Raw genomic sequence first — 16,418 nt, forward strand, 5'->3', positions numbered from 1 at the left:
TTCTCTAATATCTACCCTGTTATGTTGCCATGTCCAATCCCGTTTTTGTGCTTGCTTCTGCTTCGCCTACCCGCAAAAATATTTTAGAAAATGCAGGAATCACACCGATCATCAAAGTTAGTCACTTTGATGAAGATGCGATTCAGGTCAGCGATCCCACCTCATTGGTCTTGACCTTGGCGCAGTGTAAAGCCAAAGCCGTTGCACCCGAATTTGCAGGACAGGATGCGCTAATTATCGGTTGCGACTCGGTGATGTATCTCAATGGCATGATCTATGGCAAACCAGATTCCAAGGAAATTGCGATCGCAACATGGCAAAAGATGCGTGGCAATTATTGCGAACTCTATACTGGGCATTGCTTGATTGATGCAAAAAATCAGCGCTCGGTCATGCGTCATGGCGTGACCAAAGTGCATTTTTCAGAAGTAACTGATGCCGAAATTGATAGCTATGTGGACTCAGGCGAACCGCTCTGCTGTGCAGGATGTTTCACGTTAGAGAAACTAGGGGGATTGTTAATCGATAAAATCGAAGGCTGCCATACAAATGTATTGGGATTGAGTTTGCCGATTTTGCGCCAAATGCTGAGTGAACTTGGTTACAGCATCCACTTTACGGCCAATGGAACTGTAATTAGATGAATACGGCGAATCGAAATACAATCTGGGCGAGCATTGTTGCCGAAGAACTCTATCGCTCTGGTGTGCGGACGGTTTGTGTTTCTCCCGGATCAAGGTCTACCCCCCTTGTGATTGCTTTTGCGGAACTGCGCGATCGTAGTCCCGATTTTCAGATTTTGGTACATATCGATGAGCGATCGAGTAGCTTTTTTGCGTTAGGTGTTGCCAAAGTTCAGAAGTCTCCCGTAGCTTTGTTATGTACATCGGGAACTGCCGCCGCCAATTATTATCCTGCGATTATTGAAGCCTATTACAGCCAAATACCCCTAATTGTCTTAACCGCCGACCGTCCGCCAGAGATGCGCGATTGTGGTTCTGGACAAACCATTGATCAAATTAATATCTATGGAAAACATGTTCGCTATTTCTTTGAAGTAGGAACGCCAGAGATGATAGGCTTCCGTTTACGCTATTTGCGATCGCTGATCGGTCGTACCGTCAGTATTGCGATGGGCAAAGGTGACCCCCCCGCAGGAGCCGTGCATCTTAATTTTCCGTTCGCTGACCCGATGCCACCCTTCCCTGTCCCTCACGATGTGCCAGAGGATTTAGCCCTGAGTAGTCCTGAGGCGATGCGTGGCAATCCATCAGGAGCGGCTTATAGCCAAATTATCGCAGGAATGCGAGCCTTTGATACTGATACCATCGCTGCGATGGCAAATCAAATCATTAGCCATCCCAAGGGTGTGCTAGTTGTGGGTGTGTACGACGCGCCCATAGGATTTCTAGAGGCAGTGCGGCACTTGGCGAGGGCAACGGGTTATCCGTTATTGATCGAAGCCACAGGAGCGCATCGTCACAATGAAATTGGACATTACGATAGTTTTTTGCGATCGCAAAACTTCTGCAATACCCATGTTCCCGAACTGGTAATTCGCTTCGGAGCCATGCCCACTTCCAAAAGCTATTTGCTCTGGCTTCAGAAACATATCAGTTGTCAGCAAATTGTCGTTGGCAGCACCAATAGCGACCCTACCCACGGGCTTACCCAAGCTTTAAATGTTGATCCTGTCAGCCTTTGTCAACAGTTAGCGCACTATCTAGAAAACTATGCTCAATCTATCTGGCAAGATAAACAATGGCGTTTAGATTTTGAACTAGCGGAAAGTATTGCTGAACATACGATTACAGAATCCCTTGAAAAAATTGAGGAATTATTCGATGGCAAAGTCTATGGAGAACTCGCGCAAATTCTCCCCGAAGATAGTTATATCTATGTGGCAAGCAGTACACCAATTCGTGATTTAGATACATTCTTCCACTGCGATCGCCCAGTTACAGTTTTAGCGAATCGCGGTGCAAATGGTATCGATGGCACTATATCCAGTGCGCTTGGTGCAGCTTGGGGTTGCGATCGACCCATGGTTCTCATTTGCGGAGATTTAGCCTTCTATCATGATTTAAATGGTTTACTTGCCGCCAAAAAATATCATATTTCGCTCACAGTAATTCTTTTAAATAACGATGGCGGTGGCATTTTTAATTTATTGCCAATTGCTAAATTTACAGATACCTTTGAAGAATTCTTCGGCACATCTCACGGTATAGATTTTGCGCCAATTGTTAAGGCTTATGATTGCGAATATACATTGATTCAAGATTGGCAACATTTTCATACAACATTGACAAATTCCCTCAATCAAAAAGGTACTCAAGTCCTAGAAATTAGAAGCGATCGCCAACGTAATCAAGAGCTTCATTTCACGATTTGGAATCAGATTATCGAAAATTGCGATCGCAACTTTAGTTAAAGAGGCGATTGGTGGCGCGGAGTGTCACCAATCGCTGATGATTACTCGTCGTGGGCAAAACGGTTATACAGAAAATCTAAAGCTGTATTTCTAAGATCGTAATATAAAGGATCTTCCATGATTTGGGCGCGATCGCGAGGACGGGCAAAGGGAATAGTCATGATTTCGCCAATACTTGCGGCTGGGCCATTGGTCATCATTACTAAGCGATCGGCTAGGAATAAAGCCTCATCAATATCATGGGTAATCATTAATACCGTACAGCGATGCTCTGTCCAAATTTGCAATAGTTCCTCCTGCAATTCCTCTTTGGTGATTGCATCCAATGCCCCAAATGGTTCATCAAGAATTAATACCTCGGGACGAATTGCTAAGGCTCTAGCGATCGATACACGCTGTTTCATCCCCCCTGAAATTTGGGTTGGCTTTTTCTCGGCAGCTTCGCTTAAGCCTACCATCGCGAGGTGATGGCGAACGATATCATTTTTTTCACTTTTGGATAGGTTAGGATTTACCGAGTCCACTGCCAGCATCACATTTTCATAAACCGTTAACCAAGGTAACAGCGCATAGCCTTGAAATACGACCATGCGATCGGGCCCCGGTTTAGTGATTAATTTGCCATTTACGGATACTTCACCAATGGAAGGCTTAGAAAATCCACCAACCATATTAAGAAGTGTGGATTTGCCGCAGCCAGAGTGACCGATCAGGCAAATAAATTCACCTTCTTGAATATGTAAATTCACATCTTTGAGAACAACATATTCACCGTTATTTGGTGTGGGATAGATTTTAGAGACATTCTCAATGCGAAGGAAAGATTCTTGTGGTGGAATTGTTGCGATCGCGTTTCTGTTAAGGATGGTTTGGGTCATAGGTCTTAGTTAACAAGTTTCTAAAGTTTTTGGAGGGAATAAGACCCTCTCCCCTCTCCCCTCTCCCAAAAGGGGAGAGGAGAACAAGATAGGATTTTTCTAGCTCCCCCTCTCCCATTAAGGGAGAGGGGGCTGGGGGGTGAGGGAAGCTAAGCCACCATTCGCATTGATTCCATTGCAATTTCTGCCATTGTGATATTGCGCTTGATGTCTAACTGATTGAGATAGGCGATCGGATCTTCGGCATTAAAGGGAATATCGTCAAAGAGTTGAATCGCATTGCGGCTATAGCTGATATCAGTCAGACCGAGTTCACGCGCTGCCGTACTGAATACGCCCACACGACAGGTTTTTTCTAATACTTCCACCCAGTTGCGAGGGAAGGGAACATCACCCCAACGCGCCATTTGGGTAATGTGCCAGAGATGTTCAGAGCGGCTAGGACGATTGACACCAGCGCCATAGAACTGATGGTGAGCAGGTTCTCGCATCGGGGTGTCGATCGCACAGGTGACATCATCGGGGTTGCCTAAATGGATGTAATTCACATTGGTGCTAACGTAGGCGCGACGGGAGAGAATTTGGCGGATCTCTTCGGCATTGTTAGAATCGGCGCAGTACATACAGGCTTCTAAAAGTGCCTTGACCAGTGCAATGTGGGTATTAGGATAGGCATTTGCCCAGTCTTCGCGCACGCCGAGAACTTTTCCGGGGTGACCATTCCAGATTTCTAAATCCGTAGCAACGGTGAAGCCGATATTTTCCATGGCGGCACGGAAGTTCCAAGGCTCACCAACACAGAAACCATCGATACTGCCTGCTTTCAGGTCAACCACCATTTGCGCGGGAGGAATAGTTTTCAGTTCCACATCAAGATCAGGGTCAATGCCGCCAGCCGCTAGCCAATAACGCAATAGCAGATTGTGCATCGATGAAGGATGGACTACGCCCATGCGGTGCGTGCGATCGCGAGTATTTTGGAGCATCGCTTTAAAATCAGCGAGGGTATGAATACCGCGATCATAGAAATGCTTATCTAGAGTAATGGCGTTACCGTTACGGGTCATGGTTAGCGCCGTGACGATGGGCTTACAAGTGCCCGCACCACCGAGGGTCATCCACATTGGTAAACCTGAAGGCATTTGTGCTGCATCGAGATAGCCGCCTGCAATACCATCGACAATGCCACGCCAACTGGTTTCACGAACGAGAGAAACTTCATCAAGTCCATGCTTCTCAAAGAAACCTTTCTCCTTCGCGATAGCGATCGGTGCACAGGCAGTTAAGGGAACGAAGCCGATCTCTAAGTTGACTTTTTCTAGACCGTGGCGGGCAACAGTGGCAACCTTACGGGCATTTAGTTTCTTGACGCGCTTTTGTTGGTTCAAGAAATAGATGATTTCGCTACGGAGACTGTAGTAACTAGGATGATTAACCGCTTCCATGCGTTGACGAGGACGAGGAATGTCAACTTCCAAAATGCCGCCAATTTTCGAGGCAGGGCCGTTGGTCAACATCACAATGCGATCGCTAAGTAGTACCGCTTCATCAACATCGTGGGTAACCATCACGGCAGTGATCTGGTCTTCATTACAGATCTGCATCAACTTTTCTTGCAAGTTACCGCGAGTCAAGGCATCCAAAGCGCCAAAGGGTTCATCAAGGAGCAATAGCTTAGGACGGACAGCTAATGCGCGGGCGATCGCTACTCTTTGACGCATTCCCCCCGATAGCTGTGTTGGTGGCTTATCGATCGCATGGGCAAGCCCGACCATCTTCACATAGCGCTCCACTAAATCATGACGCTCACCCTTCGGCAAATGGGAAAGCACTTCATCAACAGCAAGAGCCACATTTTCGCGTACCGATAGCCAAGGCAATAGCGAATAGTTTTGAAATACCACCATGCGATCGGGGCCGGGGCGAGTGACGCGCTCATCTTCGAGCATGACTACGCCGCCAGTGGGTAAGTCTAGCCCTGCAATCATATTGAGCAAGGTGGATTTGCCGCAACCAGAGTGACCGATGAGGGAGATAAATTCACCTTTTTTTATTTGGAGATCAATTCCCTTGAGGGCAATATATTCTTTGCCACCGCCCAATGGGAAGGTTCTTTCTATTTGGTCAACTAAAACAAAGTCCTGCATTTTAAAATTTCTCCTTTCTTCATATAAAACTGTTTTTAACCCCTCCCTAACCCTCCCCTTGAAAGGGGAGGGAACAAGACTTCCAATCTCCCCCCTTTCAAGGGGAGACTAAGGGAGATATTACTTCTGTTCTTCAGGCAAGATCACATTTTGCAGCCATGCCACAGCGCGATCGAGAATCAAACCAACAGCACCGATGTAAACTAGCGCCAAGATAACTTCGCCCACTTTGTCATTGGTGTAAGAGTTCCAGATGAAGAAACCGATCCCGACAATCCCTGACATGATGATTTCGGCGGCGATAATGGCAAGCCATGCGAGACCGATGGAAATGCGTAAACCAGTGAAAATATAAGGCAGTGCCGAAGGAATCAAAATCTTGAAGAAATACTTTTGGCGAGAGAGTTGCAGCACCCGCGAAACGTTGCGATAGTCCTGAGGGATTTGCTTCACACCCACAGTGGTATTTAACAAGATTGGCCATACAGCAGTGATGAAGATAACAAACAATGCTGCTGGTTCATTTTGACGCAATGCTGCAAGTGCGATTGGAACCCATGCAAGAGGTGGTACTGTTCGTAAAAACTGGAAGAGAGGATCGAGAGCTTTGTCAATTACTGGCGTTGTGCCGATTAAAATACCCATACCGATACCGACGATCGCGGCTAGTGAGTAACCTTTAGCAACACGCTCGAAGCTAGCGAGAGTCTGCCAGAAAAGTCCTTTATCAGTGCCACCACGATCGAAGAAGGGATACAGTAACAGGGTACGAGTGTTTTTCTCAGAAATGATATTAATGGGACTTGGTAACTTGAGTAAGCCCGTGCCAGAGAGGATTTGCCATAGGAGCAAAAATCCCAAAAGTCCGATAATTGGCAGTGCCCAGTTTTGAGCATTTTTTTGCCAGAATTTGCTGAGCGATCTCCCTAAGCTACCGTTACGATTACCAATACTTGCTGCCATAAACTATTTACTCCTATGAAATTTAATTGGTTGTTAGCTGTTGTTTTTTTTAGAATGTGAAGGTGGTTCGTAATACCCCAACAGTTGCGGTAGGGGCGTTATTGATGCCTTCAGGATTAAATACAAAGAACACGCCGGGGGTAATACTGATATTTCTAGATACTTTGAAGTTGAAATATCCTTCTAATTGATATGGCTTGGCTGTGGCTGTATTGGGAATAGTGGCAAGTCCACCAGCAGCACTACGGGCTAGAGGTTGACCGAAGAGAACACCTGCTGTATTGCCCTCCTGAAAGACATCGCTAAAATGGAATCCACTCATCCAACTAGTAAAAGTGGTGGAAGCATCCTTATTAGTAAGATTGGCAAAAATCCAAGCGCCAGACAGGTTAAAAGCAATCTTAGGGGTAATCCGCCATGTTAAAGTCGAGCCGATAGAATTCAGTTTAATTGGGTCGTCTAGTTCTGTCTCTGCGCCACTAATTGCATTAATGTCTGCGGAAGCTAAACCAGTTCCCAAAATATTGATCTGGTGATAGCTATTGGCATAGTTAAGTCCGATGTCTAAATTGGAAGTGGGTTTGAGGGTTAATTGAGCAGCCGCAATGGTACTACCACCAAAGAAGCCTGCACCAAGCAAAGTAGTGGGGCTGTTAGCTGCGATCGCAGAGTTGACACTGCCGTATAAAGCTCGCAAATCAACCTGATCAGAGGGATTCCAGATTAAACCAACAGCAGCAGCTAGCCCAGTACCAGATGTACCTCCAGATACACGAGTCGCCGCATTTAAGCCTTGACCAAAACGGGAGATAGAGCCTTGACCTTCACTAGCAAATGGGCTAATCGCAGGGAAAGCATCGGAAACTTCCGCATTGGAACCTGCAAACATTGTCAACTTATCGGCAACTGGGAAAATGTAGAGCAGCTTGTAAAGATTGACCGAGTTGGCGGCGGCTGTATTGGAGTTCGATGGATTGAAGTTGATAAATTGATTCTCAAATCCTAGACGGACATTACTAGAACTTTTGATGGGGTCATCCGCATAGCCTAAAGGTGCAGCTAGACTGTTGATATTGCTGGCTTGCAAGCCCGTAATCAATAAGTCCTTACCAGAAAAACTGGTCAATAAATTCAGGCGTACACGGTTATTAAAAGCAATGTTAGTGTTTGTACCACCGTTGTTAGGATTTGCTCCTGTTGCGCCCGACACGCTGAAAATCGCTTCGCCACTTAGTTTAGTTGTCGTGGAGAACTGTTGCGCTTCCAGTTTGGCGGTTTTCGCATCAAGGGCATCAACTCGTCCACGCAGGGTTGCGAGTTCGGCGGCAAATTCCTCTTGGAGTTTTTGTAGGGTTGCGAGGTCTTCTTTACTAACCTTGTCAGATAGTCCCGCCGAAACAATCTCATTGATTTTGTCAAGACAAGCATTTAAGCCAGCCGCAAACTCGTAGCGAGAGGCTACTTGTTTGCCGCGAAATGTGCTATCGGGATAGCCTGCGATGCAACCATAGCGCTCAACTAGGGATTGTAAAGCGGTGAAAGCCCAATCCGTAGGACGTACATCTGATAGTTGAGAAACTGATGTGACATTTTGAGCAATGGGATCAGTTGCGATCGCATTATGTTGAATTTCGCTAGCGATTGGTGAAACAGTAGAGGTTGTATTTGAAGTTAAATTGTCGGGATTGGCTTCTGCCGATGATGATATAAATATGACTCCTAGTGATAGAGACAAACTTATTAGAAGTAATTCAAGTTTACTAGTGTGAATTTTCAAAATTAACGGCTCTCTCTTAATAGTTTTGATTCGCTTGCTTATCTATCTAGAATTCTTTAAGTCTTTAGGTTTGGTTTAGATGTGATTGACATGAGTTTTGACCACATCACATCTAAACTCTGCATAAATCCTATGCTTGGGACTATGCCTTCTTAATCTTCAATCCATCCAGATAAGCCTGTGGATTCTCAGGATCGAATTTTGTACCATCAAAGAATTCTTCAATGCCGCGAGAAGTGCTAGGGGGAATGTCGGCGGTGAATCCTGCTTCCTTAGCAGCTTCGCGCCAGATATCTTCGCGATTGATCTTTTTAATCAAATCCTTAGCCGTAGCTAAAGACTCTTTTGGCAAGAAGCCCCAGCGCACACTCTCAGTGATGAACCAAAGATCGTGACTCTGATAGGGATAAGACACATTGCCCTTCGCGTCTTTCCAATAGAGAGGAGCCATGCTCTTGTCATCAATGATGCGTCCATCACCCATATCGTACTTACCCATCATCGGGTCAGTAAGGATTTCAGGATCAACACCAAAATAGTTTTGACCCGAAACAATCTGGATGAGTTCTTTGCGGTTGTCAAAGTTATCGCACCATTGCTGTGCTTCCATGATTGCCTTCAGCACAGCCTTGGTTGCCTTAGGGTTTTTATCAACCCAATCGGCACGCATCGCCAAATATTCTTCAGGATGTCCTTTCCAAATTTCGGCAGTGAGAGCCGAGACGAATCCAATTTTTTCTTTAACGATGCGATAGGGCCAAGGGTCACCTGTACTGAAGGCATCCATTGTGCCAGTTTTCATGTTGGCAACGGTTTGGGCGGCGGGTACAGTTAGCAGATCAATGTCAGCATCTGGATCGACTCCATTGGCAGCTAACCAGTAACGAATCCAGAACTCTTGATTAGCTTTGGGGAATGTGTAAGCCGCTTTAAACTTTTTCCCTTCTGATTTCATCTTGTCAATGACTGGCTTTATCTTGTCAGATTTCAGAGCTAGCCCCTGATCTTTTAGCTTACCTGCGATCGCAATGCCATTGCCGTGAGTATTTAATTGGAGCAATACGTACATTGGAACTTTGAGATTGTCGGTAATAATACCTTCTGACATTAAGTAAGGCATGGGCATTTGCCATTGACCGCCATCAATACCACCTGCGGAGGAACCGATTTTAGCGTTATCTCTAGCCGCACCCCAGTTAGCTTGCTTTGAGATATCAACATCAGTCATGCCATACTTTGCAAAGAAGCCCTTTTCTTTAGCAATAATTAATGGTGCAGCCTCAACAATTGGTAAGTAACCGAGCTTGACCTTCGTAATTTCAGGGACTTGCTCTGGGGGAAGATTGATCTTAGTAGCATTAGTAGAACTTATAGTTGGTGTGTCCTCAGGTGGGTTACCCAAACATCCTTTAAGAAGTACAGAACTAAGTGCTGTTGCCCCTGCTGTAGCAAGGAAACGTCGTCGTGAAATATTGTTTTTGAGACTAGACATAGCTTCTAAAGGCTTTTGTAATAACAATTGGTTTCTTTGTGTTGCTATCTTAGGGTGAATAGTAGATAGAGTAAAGTCTATTATTTTTATAATAAAGATAAGTTAAAATCTATGCATTTTTTTGATAAAGTTTCTATAGGTAAATTTATATGGTTATCATCCTTATGTAGCTATAAATCATCTTTTGCATGTGTCAAATCTAGCTTTGAGCGATAATAGCTGTAGATTGGTTAGATAAATAAATCTAATCAATCTGCGAGGCAAACTCATAAATCCCTAACAAGGCGCTTAAGCCCCTTGCTTGTTGAAATTACTTCTAAACTAATCTCACTATCCAATAGCAAAAAATCATGCTTGCTCAAATATCTGAACAACAAATCCGAAAAGTGCGATGGGTCTTAACCTGTGCTTGGTTACTGCTCATTGCTTCGCTCTTTTATGATCCGATTTCTCCTCTAATTACGACTGCAAATCAAACTTGGAGTCCTTTTCGCATTAAGCCCGAAGATTGCATAGCTGTGCAAAATACTTGTTTAGATCTGCAACCCTATCCCCTTGGCGCACCAATATTTTGGGGGATGATCGTCCCTAGTTCAATCTTTATCTTATTAGTATTTGGGCATGAGCTATGGCGGCGCATTTGTCCTTTATCCTTCTTATCACAAATTCCTCGCGCTTTGGGATGGCAAAGGCAAATAAAGAGAACCGATAGTAAAACTGGGAAAATTCGTTATGAAATTCCGAAGGTTAAAAAAGATTCTTGGCTAGGTAAAAACTATTTATATCTTCAGTTCGGACTGTTATTCATTGGTCTATGTAGTCGGATTTTGTTTATTAATGGCAATGCGATCGCCTTGGGTTTATGGCTACTGATGACGATCGCCGCAGCTATCACCGTCGGCTATCTCTATGGCGGTAAGACTTGGTGTAATTACTTCTGTCCGATGGCTCCTGTACAGAAGGTATATGCCGAGCCATCAGCATTATTGGCGACGAAGGCACACATGAGTGATCGCACAATTACTCAGTCAATGTGTCGGACAATCACCGATAGCAAAGAGCAAAGCGCCTGTGTTGCTTGCCAAAATCCCTGTATTGACATTGATTCCGAGCGATCATACTGGGATGGCATAGAGAAACCTGAATCAAAGATGCTTTATTACGGTTATTTGGGATTAGTAGTTGGTTATTTCTTCTATTACTATCTCTATGCAGGTAGTTGGGACTATTATTTTTCAGGAGCTTGGGCAATGGAAGGAAATTCTATCCAAAATCTCTTATCTTCTGGATTATATTTGTACAATCAAGCTATTCCCATTCCCAAGATTTTGGCAGTACCGATTACCTTGGGGCTATTTACAGGCTTAGGTTATATTTTTGGGCATCTTTCAGAACGGATCTATCGCGCTTATTTACATTTTTATAAGCAAAAAGCACCACTTACCCTAATTCGACATCATTTATTTAGCATTTGTACCTTTATTGCTTTTAACCTATTCTTTATTTTTGGCGGTCGCCCATTTATCCGTTTATTACCTAGCTTTTTTCAGGAAACTATTGATGTAGTTATTGTCTTACTCAGCACTTTGTGGCTCTATCGCACAATCAGACGCGATCCTGAATTGTATGCCAAGGAAGGGCTAGCGGGAAGATTTCGCAAACAATTGCTCAAAATGAATTTCCCCCTAGAACAATATTTTACGGGCAAAGATATTGAAGAGCTAAATCCCCATGAAGTTTATGTCCTCGCCAAAGTTTTGCCCGGATTTACCAAACAAAAACGTTACGAGGCATATAAAGGCGTATTGCGTGAAGCCTTGGAGGAAGGTTACACCAATTCATCTAGTAGCTTAGAAGTGCTACGGCAGTTACGCACAGAATTAGACATTTCCGATGCAGAACACCGCACCCTTTTAGATGAGTTAGGCGTAGAAGATCCGCAACTCCTTGATCCTAGCCGTCAACGTAATTTGGAAAATTTAGTGCGGATTTCTGGATATCGCAAAGCGATGGAAAGATTGATGTATTTGCAAAATTTAGATGTGACTACAGCGTCTCAGAAAGTGGCTAAGACTTACAGCATTACCCCTGCGGAAGAGCGCGAGATTATGCAGGATTTTGATCAGGAGGCTTCTCTAAAACAAAAATCCTATTACTATCTTGAAAGTTTAACGCGACTTTTACGGTTGTATCATAGTCTGAATCAGTCTTTTTTACTTGATGAAAGAGCAATAGTATCACTACTTTTAGAAGCAATTCGCCGTAAGAAGCAGATGTTGGTTTTAGCGATTTTAGAGGCAATTGCGACATTAAATAACGAAGAAGCAGTTGATATCGCAAGAAATTTAGGGAATCTCTCGCCTACAGTTTTACAGGACATTTTGGACGATTGTGAGTGCGAATGGTATCAGAGACTAGATGCTAGTCTAATTGCAATTCTGAAAAGTTCTGGTCAAGATACTGCTTGTTCTGTCTCATTGGATATTTCTGAGGTCGCTGATGCTTTAACAACGCTGTTGCAAGAACAAAATCCTCTGATCCAGTCCGCTAGTTTATATCTCTTGCAAAAACTTGATTTCACGCTCAGTCATTCTCTAGCTGTCGATGTAAATAGCAAACATCCGTTAGTAGAAGAAACCATTAATTTTATTACTAAAAATAACCACGCAGTTACTCTGGCAAGTTTTCCGATCTTAGAGCGTATTGTCTACCTCTTTAATAGTGACTTTTTCCATTCTCTCGACAATGAAATTTTAATCGAGCTAGGTAATCGCGCCTATGTCAAGTCCTATCAAGAGGAAGAACATATTAGTGAGGCTGGTGATACTTGTCGGGAACTGTTGTTATTGATTGAAGGGTCTGTGGAAATTAGAGTAAAACGCGCCGATCAAACCGAAATTATTTCCAATCTTCTACCTGGTAAGGTGCTGGATGAGTTGGAAGTTCTCACGCATACTAACCAGACGGGAACAATCACGGCAAAAGCTTCTCCGACTAGAGTATTAGCTATTCCTGTCGATACCTTTGATGATCTGATGGATCGCGATCGCAATCTTGCCATCAAAGTTTTGGAGCTAGAAAGTCTCCGAATTAAAGGTCTGTTAGGGACTGTGTGAGTAAGCTGTATCAGTAAACCAAGTCAATTAAGTCCCAGAAAAAAATTAAAAAGGCTTGCCAAGCAAGCCTTTTTAATTTTTTTCTGAAGGGGAACACAAGAACTTAGAGAGTCTCAAGTTTTGCTATACAATTGCCATAGCAACAACACATGAATTAAGTATGGATACAGCAAGTCTCAATGCTCTACTCAATAGTGGCGCGATCTTGCCAGAACTAATTGTCATTGGGACATTGGTACTCGTATTGATCGTCGATCTGATTGCATCGGGGCGCAAGTCGGCAAACGTTCTCCCCTATATTGCGATCGCAGGTTTAGTCGCCACCACTGCTGCCCTAGTTTGGCAATGGACAGGACTGGAAAACCCGATCGCATTTTTGGGCAGTTTTAATAGTGACAAACTCAGCATTATTTTTCGCGGCATTATTGCTCTTTCAGCTCTATTAACGATCCTCGTTTCAGTGCGTTATCTAGAGCAGTCGGGTGTAGTTGTGGGCGAATATCTGGTAATTTTGCTCAGCGCCACCCTAGGGGCAATGTTCCTCACAGGGGCTGACGATATGGTGATGGTGTTTGTATCCCTTGAAACCCTGAGTATTTCCTCGTACTTGCTGTCGGGTTACACCAAGCGCGATCCTCGCTCTAATGAAGCAGCTCTCAAATATTTGTTAGTTGGTGCGGCAAGTTCCGCAATTTTTCTCTATGGGATGTCTTTGCTATACGGACTATCGGGCGGCGAAACATCACTATCGGCAATCGCCTCGAAAATCACGATTAGCAACACAGCCTTAATTATTTCCATGGTGTTTGTGATTGCAGGGGTTTCTTTCAAGCTCTCGGCAGTACCTTTCCACCAATGGACTCCCGACGTATACGAAGGTTCACCCACACCAGTAGTAGCCTTTTTGTCGATTGGCTCGAAAGTCGCAGGTTTTGGACTAGCTCTCAGATTTTTGATTACAGCGTTCCCTCTTGCCTCACAGCAATGGCACTATGTATTTGTCGTCCTGACCATCTTGAGCATTGTTTTGGGTAACGTCGTGGCGATTGCTCAAACCAGTATGAAGCGGATGCTAGCTTACTCATCAATTGGTCAAGCAGGTTTTGTGATGCTCGGTATGGCAATCGACACCGAAGCGGGTTATGCCAGCATGATCTTTTACTTGATCCTTTACCTGTTCATGAACATGGGTGCATTTGCCTGTGTGATTTTGTTTGCTTCTCGCACTGGCACTGACCAAATTAGTGAATACAGTGGTCTCTACCAGAAAGATCCTTTGCTCACCTTGGCACTCAGTATTTGTTTATTGTCCCTCGGTGGTATTCCACCTCTCGCAGGTTTCTTTGGTAAGCTCTACATTTTCTGGGCAGGTTGGCAAGCCCATGCCTACGGCTTGGTATTGCTAGCCTTAGTCATGAGCGTTGTCTCTCTTTACTACTACATCCGCGTTGTCAAGATGATGGTTGTCAAAGAACCCCAAGAGATGTCGGAGTCAATTCGCAACTATCCTGCGATTTCATGGACTCAAGTGGGGATGAAACCATTACAAGCCGCGATTGTGTTTACCTTGGTATTCACAGTTATTGCTGGTGTTGCGTCTAACCCCCTCTTTGCTATCTCTAATCAAGCGGTACAAGAAACTAAGTTTTTGCAAGCAAAAGCACCTAATGCAAAATCATTGGCAGTATTACAAGATCCTGCACCTTTAAATTAAATAAATTAAAAAAAGAGATCGGGTCGTCCCCCAACGAACCGCAGAATCTCTTTGAAATGAAAACCCCAAAAGGGAATTGCAACGCAATTCCCTTTTGGGGTTTTCATTTGCTGTTTTGAAAAAATTGCCAAAAAGATAACTGCGATCGCACCTTTATTTTTTATGATGTATAAATGCCCAGATTTCAAAGCCGACTTTTTAATTGGATTGATCAATCTTTACCTGCCCAACTAGGACGCAGTGTAAGACGCTCGATCGATCAAAAAATTCGGCAAATTGCAGGATTACCTATACAGGATTTGCCGAGACTATTGGCTTATCAAGTGGCAAAATCTGCTCTCTATCCTGTGTATCTGATTACCTCAACTGCCAAGCGTACTTTTCCCGCTCTTAATCGTGGCAAAAATTCGGTGCGCGAAGAATTGCGATCGCAGCCTGATCCCATAGGACTATTACCAGAAAATGAATTAATTGCCAAAGATATTACTGATAACCAAGACTTACCCCAGCCAGAAATACCTCTATTTTGGCGACCACTGGCTAAATTTCTCAATTGGATTGATGCTGCTAAAACTAAATTAGATCGGAATATTAGTGCGATCGTCAAACGGTCGTCAGACAATCTTGCGAATGTTGACCCATCGGAAGTCGAACCAAAATTAATTGCTAATCGATTCTTTGCGGAAATCTGGAAACAAGAGGTAGAGCAAAGGCAATCTGCTCAAAATGTGATCAAAAATGCGATCGCAGAAAATAATCGCTTAGCAGAAAGTGTTGCCCTCGGCGAAAATACGCGCATGGCAAAGCTAAGACGTTTGATTGAAGCTGCGATCGCCTATTTTTTCGGCAAGCAACCTGCGGCTCAATCCCAAAGTTTAGGAGAGGATCAAGATAACTTAGAAGATCCCGAAATCGATGGGACAGATATCTCTAACGTTGATTCATTACCAGATAGTCCAAGACTGAGAAGACGGGGAGTGCGCTCGGCAAGTGTTAAATCAAATATGCCGCTATCGCGCCGACCTAGCCTAGAGCGATTGCGGGAATTGATTGCTGCCGCCATTGACTATTTCATTGGCAAACGCTCTCTTGATGGAGATGTAGATAACAATGTAGATGGAACTCTAGAAATTGATGGAACTCAACCTGATTTATTGATTGGCAAGATAATTGAGAAGCTGCAAAAAAGATCAATGAGTTCCCCTAAACGCAATCAGAATGATGCGGCGGCAGCTCCCGATTATGATGATTCGCTTAAATTCGATAATCAGCTAGAACGTCTCCAAAAATTGATTGAAGCTGCCATTGACTATTTCCTCCACAGACGGTCGCAACCAAGTTTAGAACAAACTACGGATATTGCTCCTAGCGAAGAAGCATGGTTAACCATGGAAGAAGTGTTTGGGAATGACAATGGCCCATGGCCAATGCCATTGGAATATGAATCGATTGCATTTAGTAAATCGCCCGATCGCCTTGTAATTCATTCGTCAGGAGAACTACAATACTTTGAAACTACAACTACCCAAATCTCGCAGGATCGACTAAAAGGCAGTTTAGTTTTTGATGATGACGAATTTAAGTTATATCAAAAAAAGCAAGAACCAGACATAGATGGTGAACGTCCGTTGCGAGCATGGATTGATGCAAGGGCAACCATCTTGGGTTATGCTTACAACCCTGTGATGACCGTAATTCTATGGGTTGATGCAGTCATTTTCAAAATTGAAGATTGGATCATTGCAACTTGGAAATGGTTGATTAATTTTCCCAAGAATTTATTCAAGTTTGTAAGATATGGAAAGAAGAAAAGCAAGAAATGACTTACCCCTAAATAGCTAGGCGTAATTAAAACCAAAACCTAAAACCTGTAGCGCACGCTGCTCGTGCGTTACAG

General features: G+C 43.9%; 10 protein-coding genes. 5 read left to right on the forward strand and 5 right to left on the reverse strand.

Annotated elements, in window-relative coordinates:
• Positions 1 to 29: 29 nt before the first annotated feature.
• Together H6F41_RS05350 and menD are read left to right on the forward strand one after the other, a co-directional pair.
• Positions 30 to 644: a nucleoside triphosphate pyrophosphatase gene (locus tag H6F41_RS05350; protein ID WP_190402451.1), complete on the forward strand. Its 615-nt coding sequence runs from the start codon at positions 30 to 32 to the stop codon at positions 642 to 644.
• The gene (gene menD / locus H6F41_RS05355) at positions 641 to 2,434 is read left to right on the forward strand and encodes a 2-succinyl-5-enolpyruvyl-6-hydroxy-3-cyclohexene-1-carboxylic-acid synthase (protein ID WP_190402452.1); all 1,794 of its coding nucleotides are present in this window, start codon (positions 641 to 643) and stop codon (positions 2,432 to 2,434) included. Before H6F41_RS05350 ends, menD begins: the two co-directional genes overlap by 4 nt.
• 41 nt (positions 2,435 to 2,475) lie before the next feature.
• Here menD and H6F41_RS05360 read toward each other — a convergent pair whose 3' ends face one another.
• From H6F41_RS05360 to H6F41_RS05380, 5 genes are all read right to left on the reverse strand, one after another.
• Positions 2,476 to 3,312 carry a nitrate ABC transporter ATP-binding protein gene (locus H6F41_RS05360; RefSeq protein WP_190402453.1) on the reverse strand — a complete coding sequence of 279 codons (837 nt, stop codon included), beginning with the start codon at positions 3,310 to 3,312 and terminating at the stop codon, positions 2,476 to 2,478.
• A 149-nt stretch (positions 3,313 to 3,461) separates the two neighbouring features.
• Entirely contained in the window at positions 3,462 to 5,459 is a 1,998-nt protein-coding gene (locus H6F41_RS05365) for an ABC transporter ATP-binding/substrate-binding protein (RefSeq protein WP_190402454.1), read from the reverse strand.
• Between the two features lie 120 nt (positions 5,460 to 5,579).
• Entirely contained in the window at positions 5,580 to 6,422 is an 843-nt protein-coding gene (gene ntrB, locus H6F41_RS05370; protein WP_190402455.1) for a nitrate ABC transporter permease, read from the reverse strand.
• Positions 6,423 to 6,471: 49 nt separating this feature from the next.
• The gene (locus H6F41_RS05375) at positions 6,472 to 8,157 is read right to left on the reverse strand and encodes an iron uptake porin (RefSeq protein WP_242022930.1); all 1,686 of its coding nucleotides are present in this window, start codon (positions 8,155 to 8,157) and stop codon (positions 6,472 to 6,474) included.
• 184 nt (positions 8,158 to 8,341) lie between these two features.
• Positions 8,342 to 9,691: a CmpA/NrtA family ABC transporter substrate-binding protein gene (locus H6F41_RS05380; protein ID WP_190402457.1), complete on the reverse strand. Its 1,350-nt coding sequence runs from the start codon at positions 9,689 to 9,691 to the stop codon at positions 8,342 to 8,344.
• Between the two features lie 350 nt (positions 9,692 to 10,041).
• On the opposite strand from H6F41_RS05380, the gene H6F41_RS05385 reads away from it, so the two are divergent.
• The 3 genes from H6F41_RS05385 (at position 10,042) to H6F41_RS05395 (ending at position 16,344) form a co-directional block, all read left to right on the forward strand.
• Positions 10,042 to 12,807 carry a cyclic nucleotide-binding domain-containing protein gene (locus H6F41_RS05385; RefSeq protein WP_190402458.1) on the forward strand — a complete coding sequence of 922 codons (2,766 nt, stop codon included), beginning with the start codon at positions 10,042 to 10,044 and terminating at the stop codon, positions 12,805 to 12,807.
• Between the two features lie 160 nt (positions 12,808 to 12,967).
• Entirely contained in the window at positions 12,968 to 14,521 is a 1,554-nt protein-coding gene (locus H6F41_RS05390; protein WP_190402459.1) for an NAD(P)H-quinone oxidoreductase subunit N, read from the forward strand.
• 173 nt (positions 14,522 to 14,694) lie between these two features.
• On the forward strand, positions 14,695 to 16,344 hold the full coding sequence (locus H6F41_RS05395; protein ID WP_190402460.1) for a hypothetical protein: 1,650 nt from the start codon (positions 14,695 to 14,697) through the stop codon (positions 16,342 to 16,344).
• Positions 16,345 to 16,418 lie beyond the last annotated feature (74 nt).

Origin of the sequence: Pseudanabaena mucicola FACHB-723 (genome assembly GCF_014696385.1) — a bacterium.
Classification (GTDB): Bacteria; Cyanobacteriota; Cyanobacteriia; order Pseudanabaenales; family Pseudanabaenaceae; genus Pseudanabaena.

Excerpts from the sequence above, each read along its gene's own strand:
- H6F41_RS05380 (WP_190402457.1), bottom strand. The coding sequence starts at position 9,691 with ATGTCTAGTCTCAAAAACAATATTTCACGACGACGTTTCCTTGCTACA.
- H6F41_RS05360 (WP_190402453.1), bottom strand. The coding sequence starts at position 3,312 with ATGACCCAAACCATCCTTAACAGAAACGCGATCGCAACAATTCCACCA.
- H6F41_RS05385 (WP_190402458.1), top strand. The coding sequence starts at position 10,042 with ATGCTTGCTCAAATATCTGAACAACAAATCCGAAAAGTGCGATGGGTC.
- H6F41_RS05390 (WP_190402459.1), top strand. The coding sequence starts at position 12,968 with ATGGATACAGCAAGTCTCAATGCTCTACTCAATAGTGGCGCGATCTTG.
- H6F41_RS05395 (WP_190402460.1), top strand. The coding sequence starts at position 14,695 with ATGCCCAGATTTCAAAGCCGACTTTTTAATTGGATTGATCAATCTTTA.
- H6F41_RS05350 (WP_190402451.1), top strand. The coding sequence starts at position 30 with ATGTCCAATCCCGTTTTTGTGCTTGCTTCTGCTTCGCCTACCCGCAAA.
- ntrB (WP_190402455.1), bottom strand. The coding sequence starts at position 6,422 with ATGGCAGCAAGTATTGGTAATCGTAACGGTAGCTTAGGGAGATCGCTC.
- menD (WP_190402452.1), top strand. The coding sequence starts at position 641 with ATGAATACGGCGAATCGAAATACAATCTGGGCGAGCATTGTTGCCGAA.
- H6F41_RS05365 (WP_190402454.1), bottom strand. The coding sequence starts at position 5,459 with ATGCAGGACTTTGTTTTAGTTGACCAAATAGAAAGAACCTTCCCATTG.